The following is an 18,744-nucleotide window of genomic DNA, read 5'->3' as shown; positions in this document are numbered from 1 at the left end:
TTGAAGAACGTCTCTACCGTAGGATTATCTTGCAGGGTCGCTGGGCTCATACCACCTCAGCGTTCACCCTGCTCTCTGGTATGAGAACTGTTCTATGACACCCTCGTTGTTGGCCATCACTGGGCTTTGGTTGGGGGTGATCTAAACGTGGCAAACGACCAAGAGATCCACGACCGGCTGGCCCGTGTCGAAGAAATCATTAAACAGCTCGATGCGGACGAGTGTGACCTCGATGAAGGAACAAGGCTCCACGAGGAAGGTCAGGAACTCTTGGCCGAGGTGCGAGAAATCCTCGACAACGGGCGTGGAGAGGTCGTGGAACTCGAGTAGAGCGCGATTTCAGTCTTAACCAACAGTCAACGGAATCTAACCCCATTGTTGGTTAACGGTGCCTTTGCGAGGTGAACGAACTCTCCGGTTATAATTTACTTTAGATTTTTGCGCCAGTTGGTGGCCAGAAAGCATATACCGATCTTCTAGCTATCGCACCACCATGGACCGGGGCTCAACCGGTGCATACCCACCCCGCACATATGATCACACGGGCAGTCACCATCGAAGACATCGATGATCTGTACCTGACGTGGAACAGCCATATCAACGGTTCCGCCCTCTATCGCCGCGCCCTCCGAGATGAGATGGAGCTTCGCGACGTCGACCCCGACGAGCTTCGAGATCTCTTCGAACGGGCCCGCGAACAGGGCTACACGAAAGACGAGATCGTCGACGAGACCAACCGCTACGCTGATCTGAAAGCACTCGTCGACGACGCAGAGGAGTAACCCGCTATGTCACAGGACAATACGCCCTCCGAGACGGCTTCGAATCGCCCCGACAGCCAGTCCACGGCATCGAGTAGGCTTCCCAGGCAAGCTGTGTTCATCGTCGTCGTCCTGAGCCTGTTCGCTGTGGAACCCGCCGCCGCACAGACGAACGCTGTCTGTAGCGCAGACAACCTTCCCAGCATGATCGAGGGCTTCTTCCAGCTTACCACGGCGCTGGGCATTGTCGGCCTCGCAGTCGTGTGGCAGGCTGACTCCCTTATCGAGATGTTCACGATTACGCCCGAGCAGAAGAAGGGCCTCAAGCGCCACAAACGGTCGGCGATGAAGTCCGCGGTCGTCCTCGTCGCCCTCGGGCCACTCTACACCGTCGCTGGGTCGATGATGAACCTCCCGCTGGCGCAGTGCGTCGACCTCGCCCCCTGGTAGGTGACTACCACCCCCGTCGCGAGCCCCCATGACACAACGAGAGCTCTCCGTGCTAATGGCCGCCCTGTTCGTGACGAGTTTAGTCACGGGTCTCGTCACTGCAAGCCCGCCACGGCCAGGCACGGAGGGGAATGGGCTCACTGAGAATGAATCAGCGACGCTGTGGTCTCGCGACGCGGACAACTACATCACCCAGGAGGAGTACCAGCAGCGCTACGGCGAGAGCCGGACCGCGATGCACCAACTCGCAAACGGGACGGACATCACGTTCACGCGCCCGCCGGCGACAGCTGCAACGTGGACGCGAAACGATTTCGCTGATCTCGAACCCGGTGGGTCGGATACGTCTGTGCATCCGCGCCACGCGTCGCTCGAAGACGGGGTGTTCATCGAGGACGCCCACGCCACGGTGTTCGCAGTGCAGCCGTCGACGCGAGGTCACTTGGAGTCGGGTGACACGCCGCTCTATATCGCGCCGAACGGCACGATGCGGGGGTTCGTCGACTATCGCGTTCGCGTCCCGAACGGGAGCTCTTCGGGGAACACGACGATCGAGTGGTCGCTCGCGAGCAACGAGGTTGAGGAGGTTCGATTGCAGAAGGACGGCGAAACCATCGTCGAGCGCGACGGCTCGCACACGCCGGCCCTCGACTACCAGATCGAGGATGACTGGAGTGCAAACCTCACGCTTGAAGCCGAGATCAGCGTCCGGTTGAAGAAGACCACGCGAATCGACCGAGGCGACGAGACTGATGTCGAGGTCACGTACCGAACCGAATCGCTCAACGTCTCGGATTCGATCGCCGTCGAGATCTACGACCTCTCGGCGTACCCCTACTACGCCGAGTATCCCAATGGTGACGCCGGTGTGGCCATTTTCCAGTCCAGACCGTGGCAGGGGTACACGCTGACGGAGAATGGAAGCGCACGAGTGCGTGGCGTCTGGCGGTTCTACACCGCTCGGAACACCAACTGGGATACACTCGTCAGGTCGAACCGAACCGACAGCGCCACCGTCGAGTCGGATGCGATTCCGGTCTATATTCACGCGTACCCGTCGCGAATCGGCCCGCGTGCTGAACCAGTTCGCGATGGCCCAGAGATTATCGACACCTGGGGCACTGACCGACCGTCTCCGGACGGAACGCTCGGTGAGAACATCAACATCGACATCGTCAACCAGTCGTACACGACGACGTACGGTGTTGCGGTTCGCGCGGAGAACGTCGACCGCGACGCGCTCCAGGTGGCGGGGATCGTACGGGGCGTGAACGCCTCGATTGTGGCACCTGACGCTAGCTCAGAGCGGCAGCTCCGGCGCAGTAATCTGACGGTTGAGGTGCTCCAGCAGAACGAAAGTCAGGCCACACTCCGCATCGAACTCCGAGACAACGAGACCGGCGCACCGATCGTGCTCAGCGATCCCGACCGACGATATCCAATTGGCGGGAACACTCGCAACGGCTACATCACCATCGCGGAGCAACGCGTCGAGACCAACGCCTCCGGGGTGGCGATTGTGACGATCGACGAGCCGGGTATCTACACGGCACGGTACCATCCGGGTTCGTGGCTCGGGCACAACCCCGCATATGTGAGTGCGACGGCTACTGCTCGCTGGCATCCGCTCGGCACCATCGACGGTTGGTTCGCATTTATTTTCGAGGTCGGCTGGCAGCTCATCCCGTTTCTTGTGATGTTCTACGCAGGCAAGCGGCTCCTCCGAATGCTCGGTCCAGAAGACATCTTCCAACGGAACCCATAGTCCATGACTAGAAACCACCCACACATCAGTCGGCGAACCGCCCTCCGAACAGTCGCAGGTGCTGCGCTCGTAAGCGTCGCTGGCTGTCTGAACGACAATGGCGGTTCTGGGACGCCTGGTGATGGAACGACCTCTCCAGATGGCAACGGCCCACTCACGCGCATCGCTGTCGAGGAGACAACACTCGTCGTCGAACTCTCCGAAGAGGCCGACGTCGACCAAGTCAACCTCATCCAACCGAACGGCGAGTTATTCGGGAAGCGTGACGTAGCCGCAGGTGCTCAGCAGGTCTCATTCGAGATCGGCACCGCATATGCGCCCGGTGAGTACCGCGTACTCGCGTTGAAAGGCGAGGAGACAGTAGTTGAGACCACGACTGAACTCCGTCCAGAGATTCAGATACAGGATGTCGGACTCTATCGGAATAACCCAGATAAGCCGTGGGACGAAGTCTATGGTGAGAGCGAGACGGACCGGATCAAGAATGGCGAGGCATTCGTTACGGTAGAGAACACAGGAAGCGGTCCGGAAGCGATAACTGAACTAATCTTCTCCGGGGACGTTCCCAATCCAATTGAGAACCCCAGAGGCAGTGGAATGCACGAAACCGACCGGGTAGTAGTTTCCCCCGGCGAGACGGCCGACCTGTTCAGTAGTTCGTTTCCGTTCGGTACAGAAACTGAGGACGGGATGGGATGCTCCCCAGACGGGAATAGTGGCCAGTTTACTGTTATCGTTGAGACACGGGTCGGTGGAAATCAGGTCTCAAGCACCTACAACGTTCAATACACTGGTTCCGACGATATGACTGATTGTGAGGTCACGATCACTGAGGTATAACGATGGTCGATCTCATTGATGTCGTCCTTGAGGGTATCAAGGGCGTCGTTGAGTGGTTCATTGGGCTGTTCATGGACGGTCTCAGATCAGGGTATGAAACTCTGACTGAGGGAATGTTCGGGACACCTACTCCAGAGACGAACGGAGCTTTTGTCTTCGGTGAACCAACCAATGCACCCTGGCCAGCGATTCACGATGCTCTCATCGGCGGCGAAATCATGCTGGTTGCCCTCTTGCTCCTCGTGATGAGCGTTCAGGGCCGTCACACGGTTCGGATATTCAATATTGGAAGTACCTACGAAGCCCGAAAAACGAAGAAGACGGCCTGGGTCGGTGCTTTTCTAATCATTACGTGGTATTGGGTTGGAACTCTTGCACTCTACCTCGTTGACGGATTCACTATCGCCCTGATGCCGGAGCTTTCCTCGGTTACGGAGGCGATGATTGGATTCTTGGAGGTATCTATCACAAACCCAGGGCTGGGACTATTGTTCGCCGTGATTGGTGGAATCTCGATGTGGGCGCTGGAGGCGCTGTTCTACATCCGGATGATTCTGCTGTATGTCTACCTGTACGGAATGCCGATTGCATTTGCACTGGCCTACGGAAACATTCCGGTCGTATCCGATATCGCGATGGGGTTCTGCAAACGGTTTGTCCCGTTGGCTGTCCTCCCGCTCCCAGCAGCGATGGTCCTCAAGGGGTACGATTTGATCTACGGCGGTGGAACGCTCACACCCGGAACAGCGTTCCTCAAATATCTCGTCGCGGCGTCGCTTCCACTGGTCGCCCTCTACATCACGTGGAAGACGTTCAAATACGCGACGCCGCTGACGGCCAAAGTCGTCGGCGGTGCGACGAAAGGCGCAGCACTCGTTGGTGGTGTCGCCGCCGGTGCCTATGTCGGTGGCGCCGGCGTCGCGACGACCGCCGCTCGGTGGGGGCCGAAAGCCGCCGCTGGCCACGCCGTCGCACAAAAGGCAGCTGCCCGCGGTGGGCATGGAGGAGACGATGGCGGGACGCCATCGTACCGTCGAACAGAGAATGACCCTGGTGGAGCGACAGCGGAATCGGCGAGTGACGACCGTGGGATGGAGTTTGATCGAGGAATCCACTAACAATGTCAGCAGATCAAGACGCGGCCGCACGGCGCATCATGGATCAGTTCGGCGAGGAGAGTCGCATCCCGTATCTCAATATCGAGGAAGGAGACGTCGGCATGCTCATCGCCTTCCCCATTATTGGGCTGTTTATCGCTGGCCTCACCGGGATCGAGTCGCTTGCCCTCCCGTTCGTCGCTGGCGGGCTTGGCTTTGGCGTTGCCGTCATCTACGTCTCACCAACCCACCTGAACGCTTGGACGTGGACCAAAGACGTCTATAGGTACCTCAAGCGACCTCAGATCACGTTCAGTGCGCCCGCCGAAGCCGACACGAGTACCAACGAGTCAGAGCGCAACGAAGGCGGACTCGCGAACTACACGCCGTTCAAGCCGGACGAGCGGACACAGGACCTCACGAACATCAAGCGGGCGTGGCCGGGTGCTGGTGCCATCCAGCGTGAAGACGGCGCGATGGAGGCGTTCATCGAGATCGATCCGGCCAACATGGACTTCGCGATGTCCGACGACTGGGCGCAGCTGCAAGACGCCGGCGAAGAGTTCGCCAACAAAGAGCTGGACTCGAAGCTCAAACTCCACGCCACAACTCGTTCCTTCCCGGTCGAGCAGATCACCGAGACTATCGAGGATCGGCTCACGGACGAAGACGTCACGGAGAACCCGATCTTCCGGGAACTCCTCGAAGAATATCGGGAAACACGGCCGAAGGAGATGCGTGACCGGGGCATTCAGCAGGTCCGGTACTACATCGGCGTTGAAGTCAGCCCGATAGAAGTGTACGACCGCTTCCGCGACGAGGGCACCCCCGCCGAGAAGCTGACCCAGTTCCCCGTCATCGGGTTCCTGTTCAACCCGTTCGTCACCCGCCGCGAGGACCTCACCGACGTCGAACGTCGTGCGCAGATGTTCGAGAAGCTCGACAGTCGCGTGAACGACGTTCGCTCCGAGTTTATCCAGCAGGCGTCGGGGTGGTCCGCACGTCGACTCAGCACGGTCGAGCTGTTCGTTCTGAATATGGACTTTTGGAACGGCCGCGAACATGACTACGACGAGGCGGAACGTGTCGTTCGCGACCAATCGATCATCGGCCACTCGCGCCGGGAGGACCCACACGATGCGTAACGTGATCCTCCAGACTGGTGGTGGCGCGCTTGGCTCCGTCGCCGGGTGGCTCCAGAATCTGACACCAGCAGAGAGTGCAGTACTTGCCCTTGCAGTGGGTCTCGGCCTTGGCGTCGGCAGTAAGTACCTGTGGGACCGCTTCACTGCGGATGATGAACCAGACGTGGACTTTACCGATGTCCTCGACGAGGAGACACTCGAAGAAGGCGAGGCCGAACGCAAGCTCCTCGACGACATCTCCGAGTCGCACAAGACCGTCACCGCTCCCGGAGCTGTCGAGTGGGAAACGCGAGCCGCACGGGTCGGCGAACAGTGGACGACGACACTCTACATCGCTAACTATGCCGACTATCCCAACGACGGGTATCTGAGCGACCTCTTCGAGATGACCGATGTCCAGTTCGATTTGACGGCCCACATCACGCCGAAAAATCAGGAGCGGGCCCGGAACGAACTGCAGGACATCGCTGACGACCTCCAGGTCGATGCTGACCTCGAACAGAGTATCCGGAGCGCCTATCTCCAAGAGCGCGCCAACGAGGCCGCAGCGACGTACAAGGCCGTCGAGAACGGCGCGAACGTCTTCGACCAAGGGATGTTCATCACCGTGCGGGCCGACGAGAAAGACGAACTCAGAGATGCCGTCCAGACGGTCAAGAGCGCGCTCCGCGACGACCCGGCGAACCTCACGCCGAAGACGGCGATCTGTCGGCAGGATCTCGCCCTCCAATCCGCCGCGCCCATTGGTGACAACGAATTCGGGCGGACATCGATTGCGCTCGGCGGCGCCGTCGGCGCGTTGCTGTCCTCGCCGCACAACGCGACGATTCTCGAGGAGGGCGGCGTCGAGTTCGGGATTCACAAAGATAACCAGAGTCCCGTGGTCATCGACCCGTTCGCGCGGGACAACGGGTACGCGATGTTCACCGTGGGCGACACGGGGTCGGGGAAGTCGTTCAGTTCGAAGCAGAACTTCATCCGCTCCATCGAGCAGAGTAAGGACCGTATCGGCATCATCCTCGAGCCGCTGAACAACTGGGCCGGTGTCTCGGAGGCGCTCGACGCCAAGCGGATCACAGTCGGCGGGACGCTCGGGCTGAACCCCTTGGAGATTCGGGAGACGCCCGAACACGTCCAGCGGGCGATGGGCGAGGACGCGAGCCCGTTCAACGAGAAACTCGACGACGCGATGAGCTTCCTGACGAACTTCTTTGCCCTCCGGGGCATCTCACTGGGAGACCGGCGCACTACGCTCGAACTCGCCCTCAAACGTGCCTACCAGCGCAACGGCATCACCGACGACATCTCGACGCACAGCAATCCGAGTCCGACCATCCGTGATATGATGGACGTCTTCGAGGACATGGTCGACGACCCTGAGGAGTTCGTCGTTCGATCCGACGAAGAGGCAGGGAAGATCAAAGAGGACGCGACGTGGCTCCTCGATCAGCTGCGCCCCTTCGAGGACGACGGTCGCCACGCCAACCTCGGCCAAGAATCGGATTTCGACATCCGGGACGAGAAGGTCATCTACCTCGATCTGGCCCAGCAGGAGGGCAGCGTCGACAGCAGCACGGCACTGACGATGCAGCTACTCATCTCGCTGGTGTACGAACGGGCGAAGGTCTCGGAGAAAGAGGCCGCGAGCGCGCTACATCATGCAGGACGCCGCAAGTCTGGCGTTCCTCGAGACGGTGTTCCGGCACCACCGCCACCACGACCTCTCGATCCGGCTGGTCACCCAGACCGTCGACGAGTTCTTCGAGCACGCCGAAAGCGAGGCGATCCTCGATCAGTGTGCCGTCAAGCAGTTCCACCGCCTCGACGGGATGGACAAGGAGTGGGCCGACGAGTTCGGGCTGAACTACGCACAGATGCGGTTCGTCCAGGACGCCGTCCCCGGCAACGAGGACGCCGGCTTCTCCGAAGCACTGGTTGGCGTCGACGGCGAGTGGCGTGGGATCCAGGTCAAAGCGATGCCCAAGGAGAAGCAGGTCATCGACTTCGAGCCAACCGAGCAACGGCGAGCCTCACTCCCCGGGACTGGTGAGAACGCCGTGGACGCGGACGTGCAGGCGTTCCAAGACGATATTGAAAGCCGAGCGACCGACAATGGACAACGCCCACCTGAGCAGACGCCAGCAGAGACTGATGGTGGCGCAGCGGGAGGTGACGACGATGCGTGAGTACCTCCGCGTGACGCCTACCTCCGAACGCCTCAATCCGGAGCGGCTGCCGCAGGCACTGGAGAGTCTCCACAAACTGACCTTAACGAACTCGACAGGGCTAGCTGACAAACTCAATCCGCTACACAGCAAAACACCGCTACGATTCGAATTCCTCGCGCTCAGCGAGGGTGCAGACGACCCCGTCGAATTCTACTACGGTGCTGACGACCATCTGGATACGCTTGAGAAACGTCTCCGGTCGATCTATCCCGAGACGTTCGACATCGAGCGTACCAAAGTCGACGTCGCATCCCGACTCGTGCAGCCTGTGGAATTCGACCGAGAGACATTCGTCGATCACTATGAGTCGGGCGATCTCACGTACGAGTTCGGTCCTGACGAGCAATACGAACGTGGGACTGACGAAGACAGTCAAGCGAGGCAAGCAGACGCCCAATCAGTCGCGGAAGGAGGGACGGTCGGCGACCTGTCTGCCGACCACATCATCGAGATCGGAGACACCGCCCTCGAACTCGCCCCACCAGATGCGATTCCCGAGGATGAGCCACTCACGACGCTTGCCAAACCAACGGTGACAACAGAGGGGACGATACTCGCCCGGCCAGCGACCAAGACCGTCTCCCCACTCGGCGTGCGGTGGCAGGGGTCGGCCACTCGGAAACAGGACTGGATGACCTCACTCTCGCCATTCACTGCCGACGACGAAGCAGAACTCCCAGCCGTCGATCAGCCAGGTGGTGCGCTCGCGTCGCTTGTCGACCACCTGATGGAGGCGACAGCACCAGTAGCGTTCCAGGCCGTCTTCCAGCGACGCGAGAGCTGGCAGTCCGATGCCGACCTTCGCAAGGAGGACGTCATCGACGGACGAGACACACTCGCTCAGGAGATTATTGGCTCCCTTTTCGAACTCGACGATCAGTCGGAGAGCCGGGACAGAAACCAGCTGAGCGACGCCGTTGCAAAACGTGTCGCGGCAATCGAGGCGAAAAATCCGAAGCGGTCGTTCACCGCGAACATCCGAGCGATCGGGATTCCGTCCGGGGACGACGGTCGCGATGATCTCGATGATCGGATGCAATCACTTGTCCCGGTATTCGACCCGCTTGACGGACCGTACTACGAGGTTGCGGCCGAACGGGTACGCGACAGCGGCTTCCGGGCAGCCACGAAAGAACGGAACGCACGAGCGGCGCTGCAGCGGCTCTTGGATCGTGAGATCACGACCGGCCGTGGGACGACCCGACCCGAGTTCGTCCTGAGTGGCCGAGAACTCGCGAATTTCGTACTCGTGCCCTCCTCGGAACAGCTGACTGTCGAGGGGGCACGTGGGACGCGTGCGGAACAGCAGAGTCGGAATCCATTGCCACGCCCCCACCAGGACCTCATGAGTGAATTCCGCGACGGGATGGCAATCGGGTATGCCCTCGACGACACCGGCGAGGCCGAAGACGAGCCGACACACATTCCACCCGGACTGCTGCCCACTCATTACGGCCGGTTCGGAACAACCGGCTCTGGGAAGTCGAAAGCCCTCATCAACGATATGCTGTCGCTGTACAACAACACCGAGGGGCCGACGATCCTCATCATTCCGAAGAACGACGACATGGCCCAGAACTACATGCGGGCTCACGCACGCCGGTTCGGAATGACCGACCTCGAAGAGAACGTCGTCCACTTCCCGATCCCGGACGTCCTCCCCGGGTTCTCGTTTTTCAATCTCGAACCGTCGATGGAGAGTGGACGGCGCCGCGAAGACGCCGTCCAACGGAAGGCCGACCACTACGAGGAGATTTTGAAGCTCGTGATGGGAACCGACCGCTACGAGCGGGCGACCGTAGCCCCAACCCTCATCAAGACACTCATCAAGGCACTGTTCGACGAGAAATACGGCCGTGAGAACGGGCAGTACCGAGCATCGACGGACTACTTCGCCCACCGACAGCTCGAACACGTCGTCGACCAGCTTTGGGAGGCCGGGCCACCGAACGAGAACATCGGCGACGCTCCACGGTCAAGCGACGAGGAAGTCACCCGGACGATTCGACGGCAACTCCAGTTAGATTCGAACACCTTCGCGAACGTGATGGGCGGTGTCGGAAACCGCCTTGCGTACATTTCACAGGATACGCACCTGCGGCAGATCTTCAACAATACCGAGAACCGGTTCGACTTTCGGGATGTCCTCGACGAGGATACGGTCATCCTCTTCGACCTCGGCGACCTCCGCGACGACGCCGCCCGGATCATGACCGGTGTGATCCTGACCAATCTCGATGCAGCCCTCAAGGACCGCAAACAGGCGCTCTCCCAGCACTCGGACGACTACGTCGTGAACTTGCTCGTCGACGAGGCAGCGTCGGTCGTGGTCTCCGACATCATGAACGATCTCCTCGAGAAAGGGCGGGGATTCCGGCTCTCTGTTGGTCTGTCGATGCAGTTCCCCGAACAGATGGAGGCTGAAGGTGGGCGGAAGATCTACCTGAATGCTCTGAACAACATCGGCAGTTCGCTCATCGGGAAAATCAACGTCGACCGGGAACTGGCGCGAGCGATGGCCCACGAAGAGATGGACCCCGCGGATTTCGCCAATCGGATTCGTTCGTTGCCGCGCGGAGAGTGGATCGCCAGCTTGCCAAGCCCGACGTTCGGTGAAACAGGGCCGTATCCGTTCAGTCTCGAACCACTCCCGATTCCACCGGGGCACCCCGAGAGCGAATCCCCGCTCACTGAGCGTGAAGAGGAGCAGTTCACCGAGACACTCTCCTCTATGCACGAGAACATCAGCGACGAACACGGTGTGCCGGCTGAGCCAGACACCGCAACAACGAGCACACCTGCCGACGGACACGAGGGCCTCGATATCGCGAGCGACGACCTGGACGTCGCGATTGCCAAGGTGGTTCGGAGTCTCCAGCTTCAAGAAGGATGCCGCGAGGAGAACGGCTGGGTGGCCGTTGAAGCAGTTGACGACGAACTCAGGCGGCTCTTCGACGACGTCGACGCCGAACCACCATCGTATGATGCACTCGCGGACATCCGAGAACGATCACGATACCTCGATACGACCGTCGATATCGACGCCGACGAGCTCCGCATCCGCCTCACTGACGCCGGCGAAGAGGTCGCGACGCCCGATACTGGTAGCGTGCAGGCCGCTGGTGGGAGTGTCCACGACGCAGCACTCCTCCAGATCGAAGAAGAGCTCACCGCACTCGGCTTCACTGTCTCGATCCTCGCACAGGATGGCAGCGAGAAACCTGACGCGAGGGCGAGCCACCCCGACGTTGCAGACCGATTCGCCATCGAAGTCGAAACGACGACACCCGAGAATCCCGCAAAGGTGCTCACGAATCTCCGGAAAGCCCAAGAAGCAGGGGATATCCCGCTGTTTGTCGTTCGCTCAGGAAACGACGAAACTGAGTGGGCCGAGCGTGTCGACGGCATTCTCACACCACTCGTTCGTACCCTCCAGAATGGTGAGACACGGTTCTACACGACTGACTCGAATCTCACGTTCAACGGTGGAGCGACCGAAGAAGGTGGGGTGACGGCCGTGCGACCGGCGAACGGCGACGAGAACGGGACTCAGAACATCTGGCGGCGTGATGGCGACGAAATCGTCCTTCATGATGCCAGCGGGACGGAACACATCCGAATCCCTTCGCTTGCGACCCTCTCGAAGGATCGTGTGCCAGCCATCTACAGCTACGACCACGCTGCCGACGAGTACGCCGTATACGAGCCCGGTGAACAACACATCTACGAGACGAAATCGGCGTTCGAGGACAGCTGGGTGCGTGTCAAGAAGCCATTCGTCCCCGAAGCCAAACTCCCCGTACCAGACTACACACGTTCGACGTATGGCATCGTTATCCTTCACGATGAGGTGGAATCGGTCGTGTATGAAGACGGTGAGAAGCAGCCCCTCTCGGCAATCACCGATGGGTCGCTTCGTCCGGTATCGCCCGAATCAGCGGCCGCTGAAGAACCAGCTGACCAGACCCACCAGCCAGATAGCACGGTCGAGGAACAGCAGGAAAACTCATCGCCACCGTCGTTCGAATCGTTCGTCGACGACTATCTTATCGAAGACGCGGATGGAGCCGTGCCGAAAGATGACGTATTCGGCCTCTATAACGACTGGGCAGAGGCCCATGGCATCGACGATCCGTTGAATAAGAGCTGGTTCACACGGAAGCTCAACACCCACATGGAGGTGGACTCCGCGAAGAAACGAATCGACGGGGAACCCGTACGGCATTACACTGGTGTCTGCATCCGGTCTAAAGAAGGATCTGAGTCATGAAATGGACGTATGCGCCCCAATTCCCGAGATCATTGGGACTTCTCGAGACCTGTTCCACCCAAGCTGAATCATGACTTCAACCCACCAGATTCGTAAGTCGAAAACCACCCGACAACGGCATGTTCCACCCAAATCCTCAATGGGTGGAACACCTACGAGATGGCCGAAATGGGTGGAACACTCTCACGTCCGGCGATTTACAACCAGCTATAGCGGGTGTTCCACCCAACAACCAACTAGGATAGAACGGGGGGTCCCCGTTGGGACCAAGGGATTGGATCGAGGAGTAGAACTGAGTGAGTTCTGTGCTGGCTCAGAATTAGTGAGAGCCATGCAAAGTACTGTGAGAACATGAGTAAGAATATCATCGACGAACCGGAGGTGATCCCGGAGACGTTACGCGAATGCGACCAATGGGTGTGCTGGCGCGAAGAGGAGCGAGACGGCAAGCCGACGAAGATTCCGGTGACGCCGGGGGCTGGGGGGTTTGCGTCATCAACAGAGCCGGAGACCTGGGCGAGTTTTGAGGCAGCACTCGACTACACCGAGACGGCACACGCCGATGGCGTCGGGTTCGTGTTTACCGACGACGATCCCATCGTCGGCGTCGATCTGGACGACTGCCGCGATCCTGAAACCGGCGACGTCGACGACGCGGCACTAGACATCATCGAGCGCCTCGACTCCTATACGGAGGTGTCACCGTCCGGCACCGGCTATCACGTCCTCATCAGGGGCGAACTTCCCGACGGGCGGAACCGTCGCGGGAGCATCGAACTGTACGACACGGCACGCTTTTTCACCGTCACTGGCGATCACGTCGAGCGGGCACCAACGTGCGTCGCACGTCGACAGGACGCGCTCAGAGCGATTCACCGCGAGTACGTCCAGGACACCGAGCGTGACACAGCATCCGAGTCCGAACAGCGTGGTGGCGCTAACGACCGGGCACCGATGACCGGTGCAGCCGGCGTTGACGTCGACCTCGAAGACGAGGACCTCCTCGAGAAAGCGCGGAATGCATCGAACGGCGAGAAGTTCGAGCGGCTCTGGAACGGGAACACAGCCGGCTACGACAGCCAGTCCGAGGCCGACATGGCGCTGTGCTGTCTGCTGGCGTTCTGGACCGGTGGCGACCGGACGCAGATGGATCACCTGTTTCGCCAGTCAGGATTGCTTCGGGAGAAGTGGGACGAGGTCCACTACGCTGATGGGTCGACGTATGGGGAGAAGACCATCGAGCGAGCAATTGCGACTACTTCGGAGTTCTACGACCCGGACGCCGGCGACGATACCGCGGACGAGATCCCCGCCACATCGTCGCCAGACGTCGGCGCTGCTGACTCGGAGCGGAGTCGCGCGTATCTCGCCGAGAAGAACCAGATCTTGAGCAATCGCGTCGACGAGCTCGAGGCGACACTCACGGAGAAAACCGAGCGCATCGACGCTCTCGAAGCGGAGGTCAAGCGACTCACTGACGAACTCAGCACCCGTGGCCAGGAGGAGGAGGAGGAGTGCCAGGGCGAGCACGCCGCTACTACGAGTGAGAACAGTAGTGAGTCAGAGTCATCCTCACTGTTGGGTCGGTTATTCGGCGGTCGGTCCAAGTAGCGTTGCGACCGCAGCGGCACGTCTGTCACCCCCGCCAGGGGGCGGCGGGGTACATCACGTGCCCCCGATAGACGATGGCTTCGGAACGTACGACCCAAACGCAGACGGTACAGCAAGCAGCAACCAACTCCGACGGGGAGGCTCCGTGGGCAGACCTCGAGGTGACGATCCCGACCGACCGCGATCACGCGTCGCTCGTCGCGCTCGTGGAATGTGTCCTCGTCGAGTTGACTCACGAGCACGTGGGAGCAGTTGTCGTCACCCACCAGGTGCGGGGGACGAACCGCACGCAGTACGTCGCCGTCGACGACGTCGGCAAGCAGTTCCAGAAGCGGCACTTCGACGTCCGGTTGGGCTGGCACGAGACCACCGTTCCTCAAGAGACCGTTCGCGACGAACTCGTCACCCAGTTCACCTGGTCGGCAGCCTCACAAGCGGAACGCACACGAGAAGCAGCAGCCAGCGAGCCGGACACGTTCACCGTGAAGCCGGTTCAGGAACTCCGGACTCCATAGCCCACACTCTTAACCAACACTCGGGACCAGTTCTGTCGAAGTGTTGGTTAACGACGTTGCCAGAATTCATGCCCTCAACCCCCGCCCACCGCCCTGCCCCTCCGCGACGTTGCCGTTTTCGAGTATCGTGACCCAGGGTCGGACTGACGCCCTCCGACTGGGCTGTTTATCGGCGCCGGGAGGCGTGCAGCGCGCGAGAGCGTGCGCGGCGTGATTCACCATGGCTGGTCCCGATCCTCACGACGACACGAGTGCCGACCACGAACAGCTCGAAACCGAACTCCTCGCACAGGACCGTGACGCCGCGAGCGTTGCGACCGCGGACATCGACGACGCAACGGCCCGCAGCCTAGTCGACGACCTCATCGACGCGGACGTCGTCACACCCGTTCCCGAGGATCGCGTTCTCGTTCACGAGCCGAGTGTTACTACCTTCGACTCGACGACGCAATTGGCCGTCTTCCACCGTGGCTGGACGGCCGGCCGCGACGCCGACGCGGAAGCGGAGTAATGCAGCAGACGCTTACAGGGTGTGCGTTCTGCGACGCTCCGCCCAGCACCGAGACTGGCGAGGCCCACACCTGGGGGGAAGATGAGCGGGTCACCCACCCTATCTGCGTCGACTGCGCGATCCAGATGGAGCCGGATCCCGACGAGCGCGATCGCTACGCCTGCGATGGCTGTGGGCTCGTCGTCGACGCCCTCACGGCGCTCACGCGCTTCCGTGTGGAACTCGGCCATCTCGAGGGGCCGCTGCAGCTGTGTGTGCGATGTAGTCCTGGCGGGCCCGCGACGTACTGGACGCGCGACCTCGAGGAGCATCTTGTCCAAGAGGTCACCGAGTAAAGAGGAGAGGCGATGTCCGTACGTCGCCCTCCGGAACAAGGGCTGAGCCCCTCATTTAAATATTTGTAGCACGATGGTACTACCATGAAATACGCGAGTGTCAGCGTCAAGTTCCCGGTCGAACTCGACACCGAAATCGAGCGATTCCTCGATGAAACGGGGATCTACACGAATAAGAGCGAGTTCATCAAGGAAGCATGTCGGTCCCATCTCCGAGAACTCAATGACGACACGGCGATCGCCGCGCTTCGGCTCGAGCAACTGCTGGCGCAGGCAGAACAGAGCCGCCAGTCCGATAGCGATATCGACGCAGAGCTCGCGGCACTCGGGGAGAAAGTCGATGCGGACGACCTCGAACAGGCCGTCGAAGAGGCACGAAAGGAGACGTCCGAGCAGGTGTACGGGTCTGACGCGTGAAGATCCTCGATACGAATCTGTGGGTCTTCGGGACACTGCGAACCAACGAGCAGGCCGCTGAATTGCTTGCTGAAATCGACCGCGGTGAGACAACGTCTGCTATCAACGCGTACATGGTCCAAGAAGCGCTGGCCGCATTCGACCGGACACAGAGTCTCTCTGCGGCGGACCGTGATACCGTCAAAACGAGGTTTCTGACGCGACTGACGCGAATGACAGGGCTCATCGAGGCGCCGTCGAGTCGTGATGTGAGCGACGCACTCCTGCGAGAGCAGCGATCAGCTCCGACCGTGCAGACGCTCGCTCGCGTCTGTGAGATCCAGCCGAAGGACGTTCCAATCCTCGTGCTAGCGTTTGAGCACCGTGACCGCGACCCGACGATTCTCACAAACGACGAATCCTTCGCCGAGCTGGAGCCAGCAGCGCACTCACTCCCTGAAATCACCATCGAACACGTTTCCTGACGGCGCCCAATCTCGCTACGGCAGCGCCTCCTCAACGACCATGTGATTGTTTGACTCGGACGCCATATATTGAAAGCGACGGCGGTATTCGGTATCGATATGGAGTGCCCTGCGTGTGGCGGCCCTGTCACGATGGAAGTGGGGCCAGACCATCCACTCTCAGCATCAGTGGCGGATGCACTGCTTGCTGCTGACGAAGACGAGCAGATCGTCGTCGCCCGAAATTGCTGGGCGTGTGGATGGAGTGAGGAGCGGTCGGTGTCCATCGACTCGATCGAGACAACCGAAGGAGACACCCACGCTGTCGAGCGAGCCGCGATTCTCGACGACATTATGAGCGAGGCGACGGCGATTGACGACCTCACGACGCTCAAAGACGCCCTCGCTGAGGTTCGCCGTCAGCGTCGTCTCACGACTGATGGGGCCGACTCAACTGACAACGTCGACAGTGGATAGGTACTACCCATGACCGAGACCGACGCGCTCTACGAGATTCGAGAACAGACGGGGAATCCAGCCCACGCGTCGGTCGACGACGTGATCACACTTGTCCTTGAGCGAGCACGGGACCCGCGTGAGAACCACCACAACGCACACTTCGACGAGGCGATGGCTGCTGTCGTTGATCGATATGGTGCAGAGGCGGTCAGAACTGTCATCCATCGTGTGCTCGTTGAGCACTATCCGTTTCGGACAGCCACGGTCAACCTCGATATACGCAATTTCGATGGTGTTCGGATCGGCACGACGGCTGTCTGGACCCTTCGGGAGTTGAACGCGCAGGGAGAGGACTGAGACGCGTCCCGTGAAAGCCCTCGGCCCCTCGGCATCCCGCGCCCCACGCTGCGCTCCTCGTTCCTGTGGTGCTAGCGGGGTCGGGGGACGACCGAAACGGCCTCGCCCTTTCTGAGTCCGCCAGGATGTCGGCTGTGTCACTAACCGTCGGTCCCGGTTGACCAGTGGTTCTCTACGGCCCGCCCCGCTCGCCGCGTTCCGCCCTCCGCGTCGCTCGCGACCGACCATTCCGGGCGTGCGGGCGCTCTCCGCACGGCCCGCGCCCGTTCCGGGCTAAAATGGATGTGCCCTCGGCGCCAGCGGGTATCCCCGTCGGTTGCGCCCCTTGCGGGCTTTCGCGTTCCAGCGCTTTATGCCGCCTGCGCTGTCGCGCGCCACACCGCGGCGCGCGTTCTCGACGACAGTCGCCCTGGACACGAACCCGCCCATCGGGCCGGACACGAGCGGGCATATCCCGCTGGCCGCTCGCTCCGGGCGGGTCGGCGCGCGGTGCTGGATGATCGTCCGCCTCGGGCGCGCTCTCGCTCGCGCCCACAGGGCGCTCGCGAAGGCGCGAGCGAGAGCGCGCAGATGGTTCTGTCGGTCGTTGTCGTCGAGGAAATCCGCGATGTTGGAGCATCGCGGTGTCGGGCGCGTGAGCGCCTTCGGAGCTGTACTAACTCCAATGTCGAGTAAGAACGTCTTCGGTAATGAGGTTTCGGTCGATGAACAGGCTTTCGAGAAACACGATGAAGCCGAGGTCGACGAGGACGGATTTGAGGTCGTCGACGAGACCCCGGAGTTCCGGGCGACGGTCGACATGGAAGTTCAGGCAAAGGTCGATTCCAACCATCCGGACGCGCGGGTCGAGGAAGGTCCGGATCACCTGTTCGGGAAGACCCTCGAACAGGAAGAGCGCATCGAGGCACGGGAGGCCGAGCTGGAGCACATCAGTGCCCAGGCGGAACTCAGTCAGCAGGAGGGACGCGCGAAGCGGACGCGGGAGGTCGTCGTCGAGCAGTGTGGCCGTGACGAGCCCGAACCGGTGGAGCGCACGGATCCCCGAGAGAAGCTAACGCAGGAAGACCTCGGGGCGGTGAACAAGCAAGCGATGCGGATTAAGGAGGAAGTCGATGGCGGCTGGTCGAGGTCAGTCGTCGCGAAGCAGTTGGCCGAAAAGGTGCAGCGCGGCCAAGACATGACGAAGGCAGTACTGGAGACGCTCGAGGAGCTAAAGGCGGTCCCCGGTGCAATCGTTCCCATCGCGGATGTGCCGGACGTCCCGGTCGGGGAGGTGACGGTTGAAGGAACAATCGAGACCCTCTGGGAGCCTTCCTCCTCAAGCATCCAGCAAGTCGGGCTGATAGCAGATGAGAGCGGGAAAATCAAGTTCACCTGCTGGGAGAAATCCGGGCAGACGGTGGTGCGAGAAGGTCAGACAGTTCGGTTCCGGGCAGCAGCCAAGAACTGGTACGAAGGCCGGTGCTCAATCGCGCTGACCGGGTGGTCGGATATCCACTTCCCGGAGCGCGGCCGCTGGTGGGAAGAGTAGCCAGCTGAC

The 18,744-nt window shown here is 60.7% G+C and carries 18 protein-coding genes and 1 pseudogene; all 19 read left to right on the top strand.

All coding sequences use genetic code 11. From position 1 onward, the window contains the following. The first annotated feature begins 147 nt into the window (after positions 1 to 147). The 19 genes and pseudogenes from xseB to N5098_RS15745 all read left to right on the top strand — a co-directional run bounded on the left by xseB (position 148) and on the right by N5098_RS15745 (position 18,735). Complete coding sequence (gene xseB, locus N5098_RS15840; protein WP_096396452.1) at positions 148 to 330, top strand: exodeoxyribonuclease VII small subunit; 183 nt, start codon at positions 148 to 150, stop codon at positions 328 to 330. A 203-nt stretch (positions 331 to 533) separates the two neighbouring features. Continuing rightward, positions 534 to 782: a hypothetical protein gene (locus N5098_RS15835; RefSeq protein WP_049987855.1), complete on the top strand. Its 249-nt coding sequence runs from the start codon at positions 534 to 536 to the stop codon at positions 780 to 782. A gap of 6 nt (positions 783 to 788) precedes the next feature. Next, on the top strand, positions 789 to 1,211 hold the full coding sequence (locus tag N5098_RS15830) for a DUF7985 family protein (protein WP_096396453.1): 423 nt from the start codon (positions 789 to 791) through the stop codon (positions 1,209 to 1,211). A gap of 28 nt (positions 1,212 to 1,239) precedes the next feature. Next, the gene (locus tag N5098_RS15825) at positions 1,240 to 2,976 is read left to right on the top strand and encodes a DUF8186 domain-containing protein (protein ID WP_096396454.1); all 1,737 of its coding nucleotides are present in this window, start codon (positions 1,240 to 1,242) and stop codon (positions 2,974 to 2,976) included. 3 nt (positions 2,977 to 2,979) lie between these two features. Then, positions 2,980 to 3,816 carry a hypothetical protein gene (locus N5098_RS15820; RefSeq protein ID WP_096396455.1) on the top strand — a complete coding sequence of 279 codons (837 nt, stop codon included), beginning with the start codon at positions 2,980 to 2,982 and terminating at the stop codon, positions 3,814 to 3,816. A 2-nt stretch (positions 3,817 to 3,818) separates the two neighbouring features. Further along, a complete protein-coding gene (locus N5098_RS15815; RefSeq protein WP_096396456.1) occupies positions 3,819 to 4,934 on the top strand; it encodes a TrbL/VirB6 family protein in 1,116 nt (371 codons plus the stop codon). A gap of 2 nt (positions 4,935 to 4,936) precedes the next feature. After that, positions 4,937 to 6,058 (top strand): TraC-like domain-containing protein, encoded by a 1,122-nt coding sequence (locus tag N5098_RS15810; protein WP_096396457.1) that lies wholly within the window; start codon positions 4,937 to 4,939, stop codon positions 6,056 to 6,058. Next, a pseudogene (locus tag N5098_RS15805) lies at positions 6,051 to 8,244 on the top strand (VirB4 family type IV secretion system protein). The gene N5098_RS15810 and the pseudogene N5098_RS15805 overlap by 8 nt, the downstream one beginning before the upstream one ends. Next, positions 8,210 to 12,556 carry a primase-like DNA-binding domain-containing protein gene (locus tag N5098_RS15795; RefSeq protein WP_267638815.1) on the top strand — a complete coding sequence of 1,449 codons (4,347 nt, stop codon included), beginning with the start codon at positions 8,210 to 8,212 and terminating at the stop codon, positions 12,554 to 12,556. The pseudogene N5098_RS15805 and the gene N5098_RS15795 overlap by 35 nt, the downstream one beginning before the upstream one ends. 351 nt (positions 12,557 to 12,907) lie before the next feature. Continuing rightward, positions 12,908 to 14,167: a phage NrS-1 polymerase family protein gene (locus tag N5098_RS15790; protein ID WP_267638814.1), complete on the top strand. Its 1,260-nt coding sequence runs from the start codon at positions 12,908 to 12,910 to the stop codon at positions 14,165 to 14,167. A 74-nt stretch (positions 14,168 to 14,241) separates the two neighbouring features. Continuing rightward, entirely contained in the window at positions 14,242 to 14,682 is a 441-nt protein-coding gene (locus tag N5098_RS15785; protein ID WP_267638813.1) for a DUF8030 family protein, read from the top strand. A 220-nt stretch (positions 14,683 to 14,902) separates the two neighbouring features. Then, positions 14,903 to 15,193: a DUF8069 family protein gene (locus N5098_RS15780; RefSeq protein WP_267638812.1), complete on the top strand. Its 291-nt coding sequence runs from the start codon at positions 14,903 to 14,905 to the stop codon at positions 15,191 to 15,193. Next, entirely contained in the window at positions 15,193 to 15,528 is a 336-nt protein-coding gene (locus tag N5098_RS15775) for a DUF7558 family protein (protein WP_267638811.1), read from the top strand. The genes N5098_RS15780 and N5098_RS15775 overlap by 1 nt, the downstream gene beginning before the upstream one ends. 84 nt (positions 15,529 to 15,612) lie before the next feature. Continuing rightward, entirely contained in the window at positions 15,613 to 15,945 is a 333-nt protein-coding gene (locus N5098_RS15770) for a ribbon-helix-helix domain-containing protein (protein ID WP_014555890.1), read from the top strand. Beyond that, positions 15,942 to 16,409: a hypothetical protein gene (locus tag N5098_RS15765; RefSeq protein ID WP_006184787.1), complete on the top strand. Its 468-nt coding sequence runs from the start codon at positions 15,942 to 15,944 to the stop codon at positions 16,407 to 16,409. The genes N5098_RS15770 and N5098_RS15765 overlap by 4 nt, the downstream gene beginning before the upstream one ends. A 99-nt stretch (positions 16,410 to 16,508) precedes the next feature. After that, complete coding sequence (locus N5098_RS15760) at positions 16,509 to 16,865, top strand: DUF8105 family protein (protein WP_144263691.1); 357 nt, start codon at positions 16,509 to 16,511, stop codon at positions 16,863 to 16,865. Between the two features lie 9 nt (positions 16,866 to 16,874). Beyond that, positions 16,875 to 17,204, top strand: coding sequence for a DUF8158 family protein (locus N5098_RS15755; protein WP_267638810.1), 330 nt, complete (start codon positions 16,875 to 16,877; stop codon positions 17,202 to 17,204). Positions 17,205 to 17,486: 282 nt separating this feature from the next. After that, positions 17,487 to 17,879 carry a hypothetical protein gene (locus N5098_RS15750; protein WP_267638809.1) on the top strand — a complete coding sequence of 131 codons (393 nt, stop codon included), beginning with the start codon at positions 17,487 to 17,489 and terminating at the stop codon, positions 17,877 to 17,879. Further along, positions 17,869 to 18,735, top strand: coding sequence for a DNA-binding protein (locus N5098_RS15745; RefSeq protein WP_267638808.1), 867 nt, complete (start codon positions 17,869 to 17,871; stop codon positions 18,733 to 18,735). Before N5098_RS15750 ends, N5098_RS15745 begins: the two co-directional genes overlap by 11 nt. Positions 18,736 to 18,744 lie beyond the last annotated feature (9 nt).

This window comes from Halovenus rubra (assembly GCF_026586665.1).
Taxonomy (GTDB): domain Archaea; phylum Halobacteriota; class Halobacteria; order Halobacteriales; family Haloarculaceae; genus Halovenus; species Halovenus rubra.
The sequence above is the reverse complement of the archived record's forward strand: the minus strand, read 5'-3'. Positions and strand labels throughout refer to the sequence as shown.

Bases quoted from the DNA above. Each gene is read 5' to 3' on its own strand.
- N5098_RS15815 (WP_096396456.1), top strand. From the start codon at position 3,819: ATGGTCGATCTCATTGATGTCGTCCTTGAGGGTATCAAGGGCGTCGTT.
- N5098_RS15755 (WP_267638810.1), top strand. From the start codon at position 16,875: ATGACCGAGACCGACGCGCTCTACGAGATTCGAGAACAGACGGGGAAT.
- N5098_RS15790 (WP_267638814.1), top strand. From the start codon at position 12,908: ATGAGTAAGAATATCATCGACGAACCGGAGGTGATCCCGGAGACGTTA.
- N5098_RS15770 (WP_014555890.1), top strand. From the start codon at position 15,613: ATGAAATACGCGAGTGTCAGCGTCAAGTTCCCGGTCGAACTCGACACC.
- N5098_RS15820 (WP_096396455.1), top strand. From the start codon at position 2,980: ATGACTAGAAACCACCCACACATCAGTCGGCGAACCGCCCTCCGAACA.
- N5098_RS15835 (WP_049987855.1), top strand. From the start codon at position 534: ATGATCACACGGGCAGTCACCATCGAAGACATCGATGATCTGTACCTG.
- N5098_RS15760 (WP_144263691.1), top strand. From the start codon at position 16,509: ATGGAGTGCCCTGCGTGTGGCGGCCCTGTCACGATGGAAGTGGGGCCA.
- N5098_RS15785 (WP_267638813.1), top strand. From the start codon at position 14,242: ATGGCTTCGGAACGTACGACCCAAACGCAGACGGTACAGCAAGCAGCA.
- N5098_RS15780 (WP_267638812.1), top strand. From the start codon at position 14,903: ATGGCTGGTCCCGATCCTCACGACGACACGAGTGCCGACCACGAACAG.
- N5098_RS15745 (WP_267638808.1), top strand. From the start codon at position 17,869: ATGTCGAGTAAGAACGTCTTCGGTAATGAGGTTTCGGTCGATGAACAG.
- N5098_RS15795 (WP_267638815.1), top strand. From the start codon at position 8,210: ATGGTGGCGCAGCGGGAGGTGACGACGATGCGTGAGTACCTCCGCGTG.
- N5098_RS15810 (WP_096396457.1), top strand. From the start codon at position 4,937: ATGTCAGCAGATCAAGACGCGGCCGCACGGCGCATCATGGATCAGTTC.
- N5098_RS15825 (WP_096396454.1), top strand. From the start codon at position 1,240: ATGACACAACGAGAGCTCTCCGTGCTAATGGCCGCCCTGTTCGTGACG.
- N5098_RS15750 (WP_267638809.1), top strand. From the start codon at position 17,487: ATGTGCCCTCGGCGCCAGCGGGTATCCCCGTCGGTTGCGCCCCTTGCG.
- N5098_RS15830 (WP_096396453.1), top strand. From the start codon at position 789: ATGTCACAGGACAATACGCCCTCCGAGACGGCTTCGAATCGCCCCGAC.
- N5098_RS15775 (WP_267638811.1), top strand. From the start codon at position 15,193: ATGCAGCAGACGCTTACAGGGTGTGCGTTCTGCGACGCTCCGCCCAGC.